Annotated in this window: 15 protein-coding genes; 14 read left to right on the top strand and 1 reads right to left on the bottom strand. The window is 67.7% G+C overall.

What is annotated here, in order from left to right; genetic code table 11:
- Nucleotides 1-25 precede the first annotated feature (25 nt).
- Both maiA and pgeF read left to right on the top strand, forming a co-directional pair.
- The gene (gene maiA / locus EOD73_RS05405) at nucleotides 26-670 is read left to right on the top strand and encodes a maleylacetoacetate isomerase (RefSeq protein WP_127681572.1); all 645 of its coding nucleotides are present in this window, start codon (nucleotides 26-28) and stop codon (nucleotides 668-670) included.
- Nucleotides 660-1433, top strand: a complete 774-nt coding sequence (gene pgeF, locus EOD73_RS05400) for a peptidoglycan editing factor PgeF (protein WP_205702411.1) — start codon at nucleotides 660-662, stop codon at nucleotides 1431-1433. The genes maiA and pgeF overlap by 11 nt, the downstream gene beginning before the upstream one ends.
- On the opposite strand, the gene EOD73_RS05395 is transcribed toward pgeF, so the two are convergent.
- The gene (locus EOD73_RS05395; protein ID WP_127681570.1) at nucleotides 1362-1631 is read right to left on the bottom strand and encodes a hypothetical protein; all 270 of its coding nucleotides are present in this window, start codon (nucleotides 1629-1631) and stop codon (nucleotides 1362-1364) included. The genes pgeF and EOD73_RS05395 overlap by 72 nt on opposite strands.
- Before the next feature lie 67 nt (nucleotides 1632-1698).
- Here EOD73_RS05395 and phaC point away from each other — a divergent pair, with 67 nt between their 5' ends.
- From phaC to glnL, 12 genes are all read left to right on the top strand, one after another.
- Nucleotides 1699-3402, top strand: a complete 1704-nt coding sequence (gene phaC / locus EOD73_RS05390) for a class I poly(R)-hydroxyalkanoic acid synthase (protein WP_127681568.1) — start codon at nucleotides 1699-1701, stop codon at nucleotides 3400-3402.
- A 31-nt stretch (nucleotides 3403-3433) separates the two neighbouring features.
- Nucleotides 3434-4609: an acetyl-CoA C-acetyltransferase gene (locus tag EOD73_RS05385; protein WP_127681566.1), complete on the top strand. Its 1176-nt coding sequence runs from the start codon at nucleotides 3434-3436 to the stop codon at nucleotides 4607-4609.
- A gap of 24 nt (nucleotides 4610-4633) precedes the next feature.
- On the top strand, nucleotides 4634-5371 hold the full coding sequence (gene phbB / locus EOD73_RS05380) for an acetoacetyl-CoA reductase (RefSeq protein ID WP_127681564.1): 738 nt from the start codon (nucleotides 4634-4636) through the stop codon (nucleotides 5369-5371).
- A 77-nt stretch (nucleotides 5372-5448) separates the two neighbouring features.
- The gene (locus EOD73_RS05375) at nucleotides 5449-6261 is read left to right on the top strand and encodes a TIGR00266 family protein (protein ID WP_127681562.1); all 813 of its coding nucleotides are present in this window, start codon (nucleotides 5449-5451) and stop codon (nucleotides 6259-6261) included.
- Nucleotides 6262-6293: 32 nt separating this feature from the next.
- Nucleotides 6294-7280, top strand: a complete 987-nt coding sequence (locus EOD73_RS05370; RefSeq protein ID WP_375137426.1) for a YncE family protein — start codon at nucleotides 6294-6296, stop codon at nucleotides 7278-7280.
- On the top strand, nucleotides 7277-8044 hold the full coding sequence (locus tag EOD73_RS05365) for a polysaccharide deacetylase family protein (protein WP_127681560.1): 768 nt from the start codon (nucleotides 7277-7279) through the stop codon (nucleotides 8042-8044). The genes EOD73_RS05370 and EOD73_RS05365 overlap by 4 nt, the downstream gene beginning before the upstream one ends.
- On the top strand, nucleotides 8044-8991 hold the full coding sequence (locus EOD73_RS05360) for a sterol desaturase family protein (protein WP_127681558.1): 948 nt from the start codon (nucleotides 8044-8046) through the stop codon (nucleotides 8989-8991). The genes EOD73_RS05365 and EOD73_RS05360 overlap by 1 nt, the downstream gene beginning before the upstream one ends.
- Complete coding sequence (locus tag EOD73_RS05355; protein WP_127681556.1) at nucleotides 8988-9857, top strand: EI24 domain-containing protein; 870 nt, start codon at nucleotides 8988-8990, stop codon at nucleotides 9855-9857. The genes EOD73_RS05360 and EOD73_RS05355 overlap by 4 nt, the downstream gene beginning before the upstream one ends.
- A 14-nt stretch (nucleotides 9858-9871) precedes the next feature.
- On the top strand, nucleotides 9872-10675 hold the full coding sequence (locus EOD73_RS05350; protein WP_127681554.1) for a competence/damage-inducible protein A: 804 nt from the start codon (nucleotides 9872-9874) through the stop codon (nucleotides 10673-10675).
- 166 nt (nucleotides 10676-10841) lie between these two features.
- On the top strand, nucleotides 10842-12257 hold the full coding sequence (gene glnA, locus EOD73_RS05345) for a type I glutamate--ammonia ligase (protein ID WP_127681552.1): 1416 nt from the start codon (nucleotides 10842-10844) through the stop codon (nucleotides 12255-12257).
- A gap of 98 nt (nucleotides 12258-12355) precedes the next feature.
- Nucleotides 12356-12850 carry a hypothetical protein gene (locus EOD73_RS05340; protein WP_127681550.1) on the top strand — a complete coding sequence of 165 codons (495 nt, stop codon included), beginning with the start codon at nucleotides 12356-12358 and terminating at the stop codon, nucleotides 12848-12850.
- 5 nt (nucleotides 12851-12855) lie between these two features.
- Nucleotides 12856-13923, top strand: a complete 1068-nt coding sequence (gene glnL / locus EOD73_RS05335; protein WP_127681549.1) for a nitrogen regulation protein NR(II) — start codon at nucleotides 12856-12858, stop codon at nucleotides 13921-13923.
- Nucleotides 13924-13926 lie beyond the last annotated feature (3 nt).

Genomic DNA, 13926 nt, shown 5'->3' with positions numbered 1-13926 from the left:
CAGTGTGGCATGGCAAGATCGCTCGATGCCCCTCACCCTGTACAGCTACTTTCGCTCGTCGGCCAGTTGGCGCGTGCGCATCGCGCTGGCCCTCAAGGGCTTGCCGCACGACTACCGCGGGGTGCACCTGGTGCGCAACGAACAGCACGATCCCGTGCTCGGCGGCGAGGCCCAGCAGGTGCCGGCCCTGGTGCTCGACGACGGCACCCGCCTGACCCAGTCCTTGGCCATCCTGGACTACCTGGAGGAGGCCCACCCCGAGCCCCCCTTGCTGCCCCGAGATCCCGTGGACCGCGCGTTCGCGCGCTCCTTGGCCCAAGACATCGCCTGCGACACGCACCCGCTGCAAAACCTGCGCGTGCTGCGCCACTTGGTGGGCGAGTTGAAGCTCGACGAAGCGGCCAAGACGGCCTGGGCGCGCCACTGGATCGAGCGCGGTTTGGCCGTGGTGGACGCGCGCCTGCGCGGCAGCCGGCATTTCCAGGGCCGCTTCTGCCTGGGCGATGCCCCGGGCTACGCCGACTGCGTGCTGCTGCCCCAGGTGTTCAACGCCCAGCGGTTTGGCGTGGACCTGCGGCCCTTCGCGGCGGTCCAGGCGGTGGTCAGCGCTTGCGAGGCCGATCCCCGCGTGGCCTCCGCCCACCCCAGTCGGGTGCCCGATGCCGAATGACGCGCTCCCCGGCCTGCAGCCCAAGGCCTTGGGCACCGGCCTGCGTGCCTTCATGAGCACGCGCGAGGGCGGCGTGAGCGAGCCCCCGTTCCACCACCTGAACCTGGGGCGCAGCGTGGGCGACGCCCCCGAGGCCGTGCTCGAAAACCGCCGGCGGGTGGCCCGCCACCTGGGCACCGAGCCGGTGTACCTGCACCAGGTGCACGGCAGCCGCTGCGTGCTGCTGGACGGTCCCACCCCGGAGCCGCTGAGCGCCGACGCGGCCGTCACGGCAACGCCCGGTGTGGGGTTGGCCATCCAGGTGGCCGATTGCCTGCCGGTCTTGCTCTCGGCTTTGGACGCCCAAGGGCGCGCGCTGGCGGTGGGTGGCGCGCACGCGGGCTGGCGCAGCCTGGCCGGTGGTGTGCTCGAGGCCACGGTGGCCGCGCTGCGCGAGGTGGCGCCCGACAACTTCGCGCTGCGGGCCTGGCTGGGCCCCTGCATCGGCCCCGAGGCCTTCGAGGTGGGCGAGGACGTGCTCGAAGCCTTCGGCCAGCGCCCGGAACTGCCGGGCCGGCACTTCCGCTACCAGCCGCGCTTGGACGGCAGCCCGCGCTGGCGCGCCAACTTGCAGGGCCTGGCGCGCGAGCGCCTGCACCAGTTGGGCGTCGAGGGCGTCAGCGTCGAGCCCGCCTGCACCGTCAGCGACCCCCTACGGTTTTTCAGCTTCCGCCGGGACGGTGCCGCCAGCGGCCGCATGGCCGCCTTCATCGCCCTGGGCTGAGTCGGCCAAGCGTTCTTGTTCTCGCAAGCGACGCTTTCGGCCGGGCGTGCCCAGCAGGTACATCAGCAAGGCGGTGGGCGCCACGCCGTAGAGCGAGAAGGTGAGGATGGCGCCCAGCACCGTGCCACGCGGTGAGATGGCTTCGGCGATGGCCATCATCAAGGCGACGTAAAGCCAGCCGATTGCCACGAGGTACATTGCGGGTTTTCACCAGTTTTAGAGGGCTCTCTCCAGACCTGGAGGGGGGCTTCCGAGAGCGAATCGCATGCCGCGTTCTACCAGCAAGCCGACCCCGCCCGCTTTTGACCTCCCTGGAATCGACACGCTGCAGAAGGCCTTTCAAGGCGCCTTCCAAGGCTCGTTCGACGGCCTGCCCCCGCTCCCGGAGCTGTGCATCGACCCCGAAGCCTGGGCCCGCGCCCAGCAGCACTACGTCGAGAAGGCCTCGGCCTTGTGGAACGACGCGCTGACCCAGCACCTGCCGGCGCCGCAAGACCGGCGATTCGCCCACCCTGCCTGGCAAGACGCGGGTTCGGGCTTCCTGGCCCAGCTCTACCTGCTCAACAGCCGCGCCTTGACGGAGCTTGCCGAGGCCGTGCAGGCCGATCCCAAAACCCGCGCGCGGATCCGTTTTGCGGTGCAACAGATGGTGGACGCCAGCGCCCCCAGCAACTTCCTGGCGCTCAACCCCGAAGCGCAGAAGAAGGCGCTGGAGACACAGGGCGAGAGCCTGGCCAAGGGCCTGCAGCTGCTGTGGTCCGACGTGCAGCGCGGCAAGCTGTCGCAGACCGACGACCGCGCCTTCGAGGTGGGCAAGAACGTGGCCACCACGCCGGGCAGCGTCGTGTTCGAGAACGAGTTCTTCCAGTTGTTGGAGTACGCGCCGCTCACGAAAGAAGTGCACCCCCGGCCCTTCCTGATGGTGCCGCCGAGCATCAACAAGTTCTACATCCTGGACCTGCAGCCCGAGAACTCGCTGATCCGCTACGCGGTCGAGAACGGCCACCGCACCTTCGTCGTCAGTTGGCGCAACCCCGACGAGGGGTGCGCGCACTGGACCTGGGACCAGGTCATCGAGGGCGGTCCGATCGAGGCCCTGCGCGTGGTGCAAGAAATCACCGGCGCCAAGCAGGTCAACACCCTGGGCTTTTGCGTGGGCGGCACGATCCTGGCCACCGGCCTGGCCGTGCTGGCTGCGCGCGGTCAGCACCCGGCGGCTAGCCTGACCCTGCTGACCACGCTGCTGGATTTCGCCAACACGGGCATCTTGGACATCTTTGTCGACGAGAACCTCGTCAAGGCCCGCGAGCTGACCCTGGGCGACCCGGCCAAGCCCGGGCTGCTGAAGGGGGCCGAGCTGGCGCAAACCTTCTCGTTCCTGCGGCCCAACGATTTGGTGTGGAACTACGTCGTTGGCAACTACCTCAAGGGGGAAATGCCGCCGGCTTTCGACTTGCTGTACTGGAACGGCGACAGCACCAACATGGCCGGCCCCATGTACTGCTGGTACCTGCGCCACACCTACTTGCAGAACGAGCTGAAGCAGCCCGGCAAGCTCACCGTGTGCGGCGAGAAGCTCGACCTGCGCGCCATCCGCGCGCCCATCTACGTCTATGGCAGCCGCGAGGACCACATCGTGCCCTGGGAGGCGGCCTACGCCAACACGCAGGTGTTCAAGGGCAAGCCCGTGCGCTTCGTGCTGGGCGCCAGCGGCCACATCGCCGGCGTCATCAACCCGGCCGGCAAGAACAAGCGCTCGCATTGGCTGGGCCCCGACACGCACCCGGCCGACCCACAAACCTGGCTCAAGTCGGCCACCGAAACGCCGGGCAGTTGGTGGCGCGATTGGTCGGCGTGGCTGGCCCAACACGGGGGCGGCCCGCTGGTGCCGGCGCCCAAAGTGCAAGGTTCGCGCAAGCACCGTCCGCTAGAACCGGCCCCCGGCCGCTACGTCAAGCAAAAAGCCTGATTCATCGTTTCAACTCTTGGAGAACGCGTTCATGGATGTCGTCATCGTTTCCGCCGCCCGCACCGCCATCGGCAAGTTTGGCGGCTCGCTCGCCAAGGTCAGTGCGCCCGAGTTGGGGGCCACCGCCATCCGGGCGGCCCTGGAACGCGCCAAGCTCGACGGTGCCCAGGTGGGCGAGGTCATCTTGGGCCAGGTGCTGACCGCCGGCAGCGGCCAAAACCCGGCCCGCCAGGCGCTGATCAAGGCCGGTTTGCCGCACAGCGTGCCGGGCATGACGATCAACAAGGTCTGCGGCTCCGGCCTGAAGGCCGTGATGCTGGCCACGCAAGCCATCCGCGACGGCGACAGCGAGATCGTCGTGGCGGGAGGCCAAGAGAACATGAGCGCCAGCCCGCACGTGCTGATGGGCAGCCGCGACGGCCAGCGCATGGGCAACTGGAACCTGGTCGACACCATGATCAACGACGGCCTGTGGGACGTCTACAACCAGTACCACATGGGCATCACGGCCGAGAACGTGGCCAAGGCGCACGGCGTCACGCGCGAGCAGCAAGACGCCTTGGCCCTGGACAGCCAGCGCAAGGCCGCGGCCGCGCAAGACGCCGGGAAGTTCAAGGACGAAATCTGCCCCGTCAGCATCGCGCAGAAGAAGGGCGACCCCATCGTGGTCGACGCCGACGAGTACATCAACCGCAAGACCAACGCCGAAGCGCTGGCCGGACTGCGGCCGGCCTTTGACAAGGCGGGCAGCGTCACCGCGGGCAACGCCTCCGGCTTGAACGATGGCGCCGCCGCTTTGGTGCTGATGAGCGCCGCCAAGGCCGCGGCCCTCGGCCTCACCCCGCTGGCCCGCATCGCCAGTTACGCATCGGCCGGCCTCGACCCGGCGCTCATGGGCATGGGCCCGGTGCCCGCCAGCCAAAAGGCGCTGCAACGCGCCGGCTGGAAAGCGGCCGACTTGGACCTCTTGGAAATCAACGAGGCCTTCGCCGCGCAGGCCTGCGCCGTGCACCAGCAAATGGGCTGGGACTTGAGCAAGGTCAACGTGAACGGCGGCGCCATCGCCCTGGGGCACCCGATCGGCGCTTCCGGCGCCCGTATCCTCGTCACCCTGTTGCACGAAATGCAGCGCCGCCATGCGAAGAAGGGCATCGCTTCCTTGTGCATCGGTGGCGGCATGGGCGTGGCCCTGTGCGTCGAGCGTTGAACGAAACCCCCTAGGAGACCCGAGATGAGTCAGAAAGTTGCGTACGTCACCGGTGGCATGGGCGGCATCGGCACCGCCATCTGCCAGAAGCTGCACCAAAAGGGCTTCAAGGTCATCGCCGGTTGCGGCCCCAGCCGCGACTTCACGAAGTGGCTCGACGAGCAGAAGGCCCTGGGCTACACCTTTTACGCCTCGGTGGGCAACGTCGCCGATTGGGACTCGACCGTGTCGGCCTTCACCAAGGCCGTGGAAGAGCATGGCGTGATCGACGTGCTGGTCAACAACGCCGGCATCACGCGCGACCGCATGTTCCTCAAGATGACCCCCGAGGACTGGAAGGCGGTGATCGACACCAACCTGAACAGCATGTTCAACGTCACCAAGCAGGTGGTGCCGGGCATGGTGGAAAAGGGCTGGGGCCGCATCATCCAGATCAGCTCGGTCAACGGCGAGAAGGGCCAGGCCGGCCAGACCAACTACTCGGCCGCCAAGGCCGGCATGCACGGCTTCACCATGGCCCTGGCCCAGGAGCTGGCCGCCAAGGGCGTGACGGTGAACACCGTCAGCCCAGGTTACATCGGCACCGACATGGTCCGCGCCATCAAGCCCGAGGTGCTGGAGAAGATCGTCGCCACCATCCCGGTCAAGCGCTTGGGCACGCCCGAAGAGATTGGCTCGATCGTCAGCTGGTTGGCCGGCGACGATAGCGGGTTCACCACCGGCGCCGACTTTTCCTGCAACGGCGGCTTGCACATGGGGTAAACCCTTCAAAGGGAATTCGGGCCGGCTAACATGCCGGCCCTTTTGTTTTTTGCCGCTTTGCGCAGGAGTTGCTGGCCATGGCCATGGACGTTGTCGACTACGAAATCAAGGGCGCCGAAATGCAGTTCGTCGAGATCGAACTCGATCCCGGCGAGGCCGCCATCGGGGAGGCCGGCAGCATGTTCTTCATGGATGCGGGCGTCAGCCTGGATGCGGTGTTCGGTGACGGCAGCCAAAACCAAGGCGGCTTCTTTGGCAAGCTGCTGGGCGCTGGCAAGCGCTTGATCACCGGTGAATCGCTGTTCACCACGGTGTACACGAACCAAAGTCAGAGCAAAGCCAAGGTCGCGTTCGGGGCCCCTTACCCCGGCAAGATCATTGCCATGGACCTGAAGCAGATGGGCGGCAAGGTCATCTGCCAGCGCGACTCGTTCTTGTGCGCGGCGCGCGGCGTGCAGATCGGCATCCACTTCCAGCAAAAGATCGGCGTCGGCTTCTTCGGCGGCGAGGGCTTCATCATGCAGAAGCTCGAGGGCGACGGCCTGGCCTTCGTGCACTCGGGGGGCACGGTGGTCAAGCGCAGCCTGCAGCCGGGCCAAACCCTGCTGGTGGACACCGGTTGCTTGGTGGCCCACACGCCCGACGTGAACTTCGAGATCCAGTACGTTGGCAAGATCAAAACGGCGCTGTTCGGCGGTGAGGGCCTGTTCTTGGCCAAGCTGACCGGCCCTGGCGACGTGTGGCTGCAAAGCCTGCCTTTCAGCCGCCTGGCCTCGCGCATCTTTGCAGCGGCACCGCAGACGGGCGGCGGGCGCACCGAGCAAGCCGGCTTCGGCGGGTTGGCCGCGGGCGGTTTGCTGGGTGGCATCCTGGCTGGCGACGACGAATAACACTTCAAGGAGGGGCCCCAGCGGCCCCGCATATGCGTTGGACGATGGGGCTGGCCGCGGGCGTGATCGCGGCATTTCAAGCGGTGGCCGCCACGGGCAGCCCCGTGTTCGTGCTGAACTCGTTGGACGCGTCGGTGTCGGTGATCGACCCGGCCACGTGGTCGGAACGAGAGCGAATTGCCACGGGCAAGGAGCCTCACCACCTGTACCTGGCGCCCGATGACAAGCACCTCATCGTGGCCAACGCGCGCAGCGATTCGCTGACCTTCATCGACCCCCGCACGGCCCAGGTGCTGCGCACGGTGAGCGGCATCGTGGATCCGTACCACCTGCGCTTCTCGCCCGACATGAAGTGGTTCATCACGGCGGCCAACCGCCTGGACCACGTGGACCTGTACCGCTGGCACGGGGCCCAGGCGCCCCAGCCGCTGGAGTTGGTCAAGCGCATTCCCAGCGGCAAGACGCCCAGCCACCTGTGGATCGACGACCAGAGCCGCTACGCCTACGTCAGCATGCAGGACAGCGACGAGTTGATGGCCATCGACCTGTCCACGCAGGCCGTGGCCTGGAAGGTGCCCATCGGCAAAACGCCGGCCGACGTGTACCTGACGCCCGACCAGCGCCACCTGATGGTGGGCTTGACGGGCGATCGCATGGTGCAGGTGTGGGCGCTCAACGGTGGCCAGCCCCCGAAGTTCGCCGGCCGCTTCTTCACCGGGCAGGGGGCCCACAGCTTCCGGGCCGTGGGCGACGGCCGTCACGTGTTGGTGAGCAACCGCGCGGGCAACACCATCAGCCGCCTGGACTTCATCGACTGGAAGATCGTGGCCGAGTACCCCGCCCCCGGGGGCCCGGACGACATGGAGGTGCTGGGCGACGGCAACACCCTGCTCGTCACCAGCCGCTGGGCGCGCAAGCTCACGGTCATCGACATGGCGCAGCGCAAGGTCGTGCGCCAGGTCAACGTCGGACGCTCGCCGCACGGCGTCTGGACCTTGGACCACGTCAGCCGGCGATGAGACGGGCGCTGGCAGCGCTGGTCGCGGTCGTGGGCATGGCCACGGCCCACGCGGCGTGCCAGCGGCCGGTCTACCTGACGTTCGACACCGGTCACATGGGCGTGGCCCCCCTGGTGGCCCAGGTGCTGCAAGAGGAGGGCGTCAGCGCCACCTTTTTTTTGGCCGACGAGCCCACGCAAGACGGGGGCAGCAGCCTGGACGAGCGCTGGGCGCCCTGGTGGCGCCGTCTGGCGAGCCAGGGCCACGACTTTGGCAGCCACACGTGGGCGCACGACATTTGGGTGGCCGATTTGCCCGATGGCCGCATGCGCTTCAAGACCCAAGCCGGTCGCCAAGTGCCCCGCTTCCGGACCCTCGATGCCGCGGAGTACTGCACCGAGTTGAAGCGCAGTGCCGAACGCTTCGAGGCCATGACCGGGCGCCGCATGGGACGCGTGTTCCGCGCCCCCGGCGGCAAAACCTCGCCGCGTTTGTTGGCCGCGGCGCAGGCCTGCGGCTACACGCACGTCGGGTGGACGCCGGCCGGCTTCCTGGGCGACGAGTTGCCGAGCGAGAGTCACCCCAACGCCATGCTGCTGGACCAGGCGCTGCGCCGCGTGCGCGAAGGCGACGTGCTGCTGGCGCACCTGGGCATCTGGAGCCGGCGTGACCCCTGGGCGCCGAGCGTGTTGAAGCCCTTGGTCCAGGGCCTCAAGGCGCGTGGCCTGTGCTTCGCGCCGCTGCGCGAACATCCCCGCTTTGGCCCCGCCCTGACCGCCCCGTGATGCAAGCCTTCGACCAAGCCCAGCAGTGGGTCTTCGAGCACCTGTTCCAGCCCCTGGTGCAGGCGCTCGGCTTGGCGTCGCAGTCGCCCGAGGCCTTCGAGGGGGCGGGCTGGCTGGTGGCCGGCGTGGCGCAGTTGCTGTTCATCGCCCTGGTGTTCGGGGCCTTGGAGCGCTGGCGGCCGGTCGAGGCGGTGACCGACCGGGCGGCGGTTCGCGTCGACGCGCTGTACACCTTGATCCACCGACTGGGATTGTTCCGGCTGGGGCTGTTCTTCACCCTCGATCCGCTGGTCGATGCCCTGGCCGCCCAAGGGCGCTTGTTGGGCTGGCAGCCCTGGCACCTGGACGCCCTGTGGCCGGGCATCACGGACCGCGGCTGGGTGTCCTTCCTGCTGTACCTGGTGGTCTTTGACGCTGTGGGCTACGGCCTGCACCGCGCGCAGCATGCGTGGCGCTGGTGGTGGGCCCTGCACGCCTTGCACCACAGCCAGCGCCAGATGGGCAAGTGGAGTGACAGCCGCAACCACCTGCTGGACGACCTGATCGTGGCGGCGGTGTTCGCCTTGGTGGCCCTGGTGCTGGGCACCGAGCCGGCGCAGTTCATGGGCATCGTGCTGCTGACGCAGCTGCTGGAGAGCCTGCAGCACGCCAACGTGCGCTTGCGCTTTGGACCGCTCGAGCGCTGGCTGGTCAGCCCGCACTTCCACCGCGTGCACCATGCCATCGGCCTGGGGCATGAGTCGCGCGGCCCCGGCAGCCTGGGTGGTCACAACCTGGGGGTGCTGTTCCCCTGGTGGGACCGGCTGTTCGGCACCGCCGTGTTCGATGCCGCGCTGCAGCCCACGGGCATCCGCGATCAACTCCAAGGGCGCGATTACGGCGCCGGCTTTTGGGTGCAGCAGCGCCTGGGGATGCAACGTCTATGGCAGGCATTAAAAGTCCGATGAACTCGCGCGCGGCGACCCAGGTGCTGGACGCCGGCTGGCGTGCCGCGGCCTACTGCCTGCACCCGCGGGTCATCGGTTGGTCGCTCTTGCCCTTGGCCTTGGCCGTGGCCGTGAGCTTTGGCATGGCCTGGTTCTTCTGGGAGCCGGCGGTCACGGCCGTGCGTGCCCAGATGGAGAGCTGGCTGATCGTCGACACCCTGCTCAAGTGGTTGGACGTGTTTGGCCTGAGCGGACTGCGCAGTGTGTTGGCGCCGCTGCTGGTGGTCGCCCTGGCGCTTCCGTTGATCATGGCGTTGAGCCTGCTGCTGGTGGCGGCCTTGATGACGCCCTCGCTGACCCGGCTGGTGGCCGAGCGCCGCTTCCCGACTTTGGCGCGACGAGAAGGGGGGTCCTTGGTCGGTGGCCTGGCCTGGTCCTTGGGCTCCACGGCCTTGGCCTTGCTGGTGCTGTTGCTGACCATGCCCTTTTGGCTGATTCCGCCGGTGGCCTTGGTCGTGCCGCCGCTGATTTGGGGCTGGCTCAGCTACCGCGTGTTTTGCTATGACGTGCTGGCCGAACACGCCAGCGCGGACGAACGCAGGGCCTTGTTGCGCCAGCACCGCTGGCCGCTGTTGGCCATCGGCGTCGTCAGCGGTTACCTCGGTGCTGCGCCCACCTTGATCTTTGCGTTTGGCGCGATGAGCTTGGTGTTGGCTCCCCTGCTGCTGCCCATTGCCATTTGGTTGTACATGCTGGTGTTTGCGTTGGCAGCGCTGTGGTTCGCGCATTACGCACTGGCCGCCCTGCAGCAGTTGCGTTCCCAGGGCAGCGTCATCGACGGGACGGTCACGCCGGCGCCGATCGATCAGGCCTTGCCACCTCTGTAGTTCAAGGACCTCCCATGCCCTTCGGTTTGATCGTTTTTGGCGACGAGCTTTTGTCCGGCAAGCGCCAGGACGCCCATGCGCCCAAGCTCATCGAACTGCTGGCCGAGCGGGGCGAGGAGCTGGCCTGGGCGCGCTACGTGCGCGACGACCGCGCCGCCCAGGCCTCGGCCTTGCGTCAGGCCTGGGCCAGTGGCGACGTGGTGTTCGCTTGCGGGGGCATCGGCGCCACGCCCGACGACCACACCCGGCAGGCGGCGGCCCTGGCCGCGGGGGTGCCGCTGCAAGCCCACGCCGAGGCGCAGGCCCTGATCTGGCAGCGTGCGCGCGAGATGGCCGTCGACAAGGGCTTGCCGCCGCCCGCGCCCGAGCAGCCGGACATGCTGCGCCGCCTGGAAATGGGCGTGTTGCCCGCGGGCGCGCGCCTCATCCCCAACCCCTACAACCGCATCGCCGGTTTCAGCCTAGGCCGCGTGCACTTCGTGCCCGGCTTTCCCGTCATGGCCCACCCCATGATGGCCTGGGTGCTGGAGACCGAGTACGGGCTGCGGCCGCGCCCCATGGCGGTGCGCGAGCGCTCGGTGGTCTTGCAAGGCGCGTTCGAGGCGCAGCTCTCGCCCCTGATGGAGGCCATCGAGGCTTCGTTTGTCGGCATCAAGGTCTTCAGCTTGCCCAGTGAAGACCACCCAACTTGGGGCAAGTGCGTGGAGCTCGGCGTCAAGGCCGGCGCCGACGACGCCCAACGCCAAGCGGCTCTGGCCGCGTTGCGCACAGGGTTGCACCAACTCGGTGCTGTCATTCGCACCGAACTGGTGCGTTGACGGTGCGATGCCCCATTCTCGGGAATACCCGGGCCCCGTATCATGGGCCCGCCCTGGGAGCGCGGCGCTGGGCCTGCTTGGCACAGTTGCTGCATACCCCTGAGACATCGGGCGCCGGCTGCGCGCCTGACTTTCAATTTCAACCCCGTACCGTTTGGAGCTTTGGATGGCCAAGACCGTTGCCGACGTGATGAAGCTGGTGAAGGAGAACGAAGTCAAGTTCGTCGACTTCCGCTTCACCGATACCCGTGGCAAGGAGCAGCACGTCAGCGTGCCCGTGTCGCACTTTGACGAAGACAAGTTTGTCAGCGGCCACGCGTTCGACGGCTCGTCGATCGCCGGCTGGAAGGGCATCGAAGCGTCGGACATGCTGCTGATGCCGGACCCGGCCACGGCCAACATCGACCCGTTCTACGAAGAGCCGACCCTGTTCCTGACCTGCGACGTGATCGAGCCGGGCGACGGCAAGGCCTACGAGCGCGACCCCCGCAGCTTGGCCAAGCGCGCCGAGGCTTACCTGAAGAGCAGCGGCCTGGGCGACACCGCCTTCTTCGGTCCGGAGCCCGAATTCTTCATCTTCGACGGCATCCGCTGGGCCAGCGACATGTCGGGCAGCTTCGTCAAGATCGACTCCGACGAAGCCTCGTGGATGACCGGCAATGCCACCGAAGGCGGCAACATGGGCCACCGCCCGACCGTCAAGGGCGGCTACTTCCCCGTGCCCCCGGTCGACAGCTTCCAGGACATGCGCAGCGAGATGTGCCTGATCCTGGAAAGCCTGGGCATCCCGGTTGAAGTGCACCACCACGAAGTGGCGGGCGCCGGCCAGAACGAAATCGGCACCAAGTTCAGCACCCTGGTGCAACGCGCCGACTGGCTGCAACTGCAGAAGTACGTGATCCACAACGTGGCCCACGCCTACGGCAAGACCGCCACCTTCATGCCCAAGCCCATGGCTGGCGACAACGGCAGCGGCATGCACGTGCACCAGTCGATCTGGAAGGACGGCAAGAACCTGTTCGCTGGCGACGGCTACGGCGGCCTGAGCGAGTTCGCGCTGTACTACATCGGCGGCATCATCAAGCACGCCCGCGCGCTCAACGCCATCACGAACCCCGGCACCAACAGCTACAAGCGCCTGGTGCCTGGCTTCGAAGCCCCGGTGAAGCTGGCTTACTCGGCCCGCAACCGCTCGGCCTCGATCCGCATCCCGTTCGTGGCGAACCCGAAGGGCCGCCGCATCGAGGCACGCTTCCCCGATCCTCTGGCCAACCCCTACCTGTGCTTCTCGGCGCTGATGATGGCCGGCCTGGACGGCGTGGAAAACAAGATCCATCCGGGCGAAGCCGCCACGAAGGATCTGTACCACCTGCCGCCCGAGGAAGACGCGAAGATCCCGACCGTCTGCCACAGCCTCGACCAGGCGCTGGAGTACTTGGACAAGGACCGCGCGTTCTTGACCAAGGGCGGCGTGTTCACCGACGCTTACCTCGATGCCTACATCGAGTTGAAGATGCAAGAAGTGACCCGCTTCCGCCAAGTGCCGCATCCCATCGAGTTCGACATGTACTACTCGCTGTAATCCTCCGGGATGCAGCATCGCGAAAGGGGCGCTCGGGCGCCCCTTTCTTTTTCCCGCGCGCGCCACAATGGGCGCGTCTTTGCTTTTGCGCCTTGCCCATGACCCGACGCTTGTTCGAGCTGACGCTGCTGACGCTGCTGGCCGTGCCCACGCTGGCCGCGGCCCAGAACGTGGTGTACCGCTGCCCCGGTCCACCGGTGCTTTACACCGACGCCCTCACGGCCAAGGAAGCGGCAGAGAAGGGCTGCAAGTCGATCGAAGGCGCGCCCGTTAGCGTGGTGCAGGCGCCCCGGCCCAAGGCGCCAGCGCCCGCCGCCGCCGTGCCGGTGGCCAACGAGGGCAGCAAGGTGGAGCGCGACCTGCAGCGTGCCCGCGACAGCGACCGCCGGGCGGTGCTCAGCGCCGAGTTGCGCGACGCCGAGGCCCGCTTGGCCGCGGCCCGGGCCGAGTACAACAACGGCGAGCCCGAGCGCCGGGGTGACGAACGCAATTTCGCCAAGTACCAGGAGCGCGTGGCCGAGCTCAAGGCCGCGATCAGCCGCCAAGAGGCCGACGTCGCCGCGCTCAAGCGCGAGTTGGCCAAGCTGAATTGACGACCATGGCGGCGCCCGATCGTTGGGCGGCCTTCGACCTCCTCACCACTTTGGTGCTGGTCGTGCGCCCCCATGGTGCGGTTTGCTTCGCCAACGCCGCGTTCGAGGACCAAATGCGCCTGTCACGGCGCAGCGCGCAGCGCCAATCGCTGTTCGATTGGGTGCTCGAGGCCGACCAACTTCGCGACTCCCTGCAAGCCGTGCACCAGAACCGGGTGGCCGCCTCGCGCTTCGAGGCCGTGCTGCACCGCGCGCCGCACGACGAGCCCTTGCAGGTGCAGGTGCTGGTGTCGGCGGGCGACGCGGCCGACGAGCTGCTGGTCGAGATGATCGAGGCCACCCAGCAAACCCGCCAAGAGCGCGAAGAGCGCAGCTTGGACCAGGTGCGCTCGAGCAAGGACCTGATCCGCAACCTGGCGCACGAGATCAAGAACCCGCTGGGCGGGCTGCGTGGGGCGGCCCAGTTGCTGGCCCTGGAGCTGGGGAGCGACAGCGGTCTGACCGAGTACACCGACGTGATCGTGCACGAGGCCGACCGCCTCCAACTGCTGGTCGACCGGCTGCTGGCGCCCCACCGCCATGCCCCGGAGGTCAGCGATGTGAACATCCACGAGGTGTGCGAACGCGTCCGATCCTTGCTCTTGGTCGAGTACCCGAAGGGCCTGACCGTGCGCCGCGACTACGACATCTCCCTGCCCGACTTCCGGGGCGACCGCGAACAGCTGATCCAGGCCGCGTTGAACATCGCGCAGAACGCGGCCCAGGTCATGCAGCCGCAGATGGACGCGGGCGAGGAAGCCGTCATCACCTTCCGCACCCGGGTGGCCCGCCAGGTCACGCTGGGCAAGCAGCGCTGGAAGCTGGCACTGGAGTTGCATATCGAAGACAACGGACCGGGGGTGCCTCCCGAGCTCCGTGACCGGATCTTTCTGCCCTTGGTCAGTGGGCGGGAGGGCGGCACGGGCTTGGGGCTGCACCTGGCGCAAACCATCGTGCAGGCGCACCAAGGCCTGATCGATTGCGAAAGCGCCGCGGGCCGGACGAGTTTCCGCATCACGCTGCCCCTACCTTGAGCC

The organism is Inhella crocodyli (genome assembly GCF_004004565.1).
Classification (GTDB): Bacteria; Pseudomonadota; Gammaproteobacteria; order Burkholderiales; family Burkholderiaceae_C; genus Inhella; species Inhella crocodyli.
Note: the sequence above shows the minus strand (reverse complement) of the source record. Positions and strands in the feature narration are given on the sequence as shown.

Bases quoted from the DNA above. Each gene is read 5' to 3' on its own strand.
- EOD73_RS05340 (WP_127681550.1), top strand. From the start codon at position 12,356: ATGACCCGACGCTTGTTCGAGCTGACGCTGCTGACGCTGCTGGCCGTG.
- glnL (WP_127681549.1), top strand. From the start codon at position 12,856: ATGGCGGCGCCCGATCGTTGGGCGGCCTTCGACCTCCTCACCACTTTG.
- EOD73_RS05365 (WP_127681560.1), top strand. From the start codon at position 7,277: ATGAGACGGGCGCTGGCAGCGCTGGTCGCGGTCGTGGGCATGGCCACG.
- EOD73_RS05385 (WP_127681566.1), top strand. From the start codon at position 3,434: ATGGATGTCGTCATCGTTTCCGCCGCCCGCACCGCCATCGGCAAGTTT.
- maiA (WP_127681572.1), top strand. From the start codon at position 26: ATGCCCCTCACCCTGTACAGCTACTTTCGCTCGTCGGCCAGTTGGCGC.
- phbB (WP_127681564.1), top strand. From the start codon at position 4,634: ATGAGTCAGAAAGTTGCGTACGTCACCGGTGGCATGGGCGGCATCGGC.
- EOD73_RS05375 (WP_127681562.1), top strand. From the start codon at position 5,449: ATGGCCATGGACGTTGTCGACTACGAAATCAAGGGCGCCGAAATGCAG.
- EOD73_RS05395 (WP_127681570.1), bottom strand. From the start codon at position 1,631: ATGTACCTCGTGGCAATCGGCTGGCTTTACGTCGCCTTGATGATGGCC.
- EOD73_RS05355 (WP_127681556.1), top strand. From the start codon at position 8,988: ATGAACTCGCGCGCGGCGACCCAGGTGCTGGACGCCGGCTGGCGTGCC.
- glnA (WP_127681552.1), top strand. From the start codon at position 10,842: ATGGCCAAGACCGTTGCCGACGTGATGAAGCTGGTGAAGGAGAACGAA.
- EOD73_RS05370 (WP_375137426.1), top strand. From the start codon at position 6,294: ATGCGTTGGACGATGGGGCTGGCCGCGGGCGTGATCGCGGCATTTCAA.
- EOD73_RS05350 (WP_127681554.1), top strand. From the start codon at position 9,872: ATGCCCTTCGGTTTGATCGTTTTTGGCGACGAGCTTTTGTCCGGCAAG.
- pgeF (WP_205702411.1), top strand. From the start codon at position 660: ATGCCGAATGACGCGCTCCCCGGCCTGCAGCCCAAGGCCTTGGGCACC.
- EOD73_RS05360 (WP_127681558.1), top strand. From the start codon at position 8,044: ATGCAAGCCTTCGACCAAGCCCAGCAGTGGGTCTTCGAGCACCTGTTC.
- phaC (WP_127681568.1), top strand. From the start codon at position 1,699: ATGCCGCGTTCTACCAGCAAGCCGACCCCGCCCGCTTTTGACCTCCCT.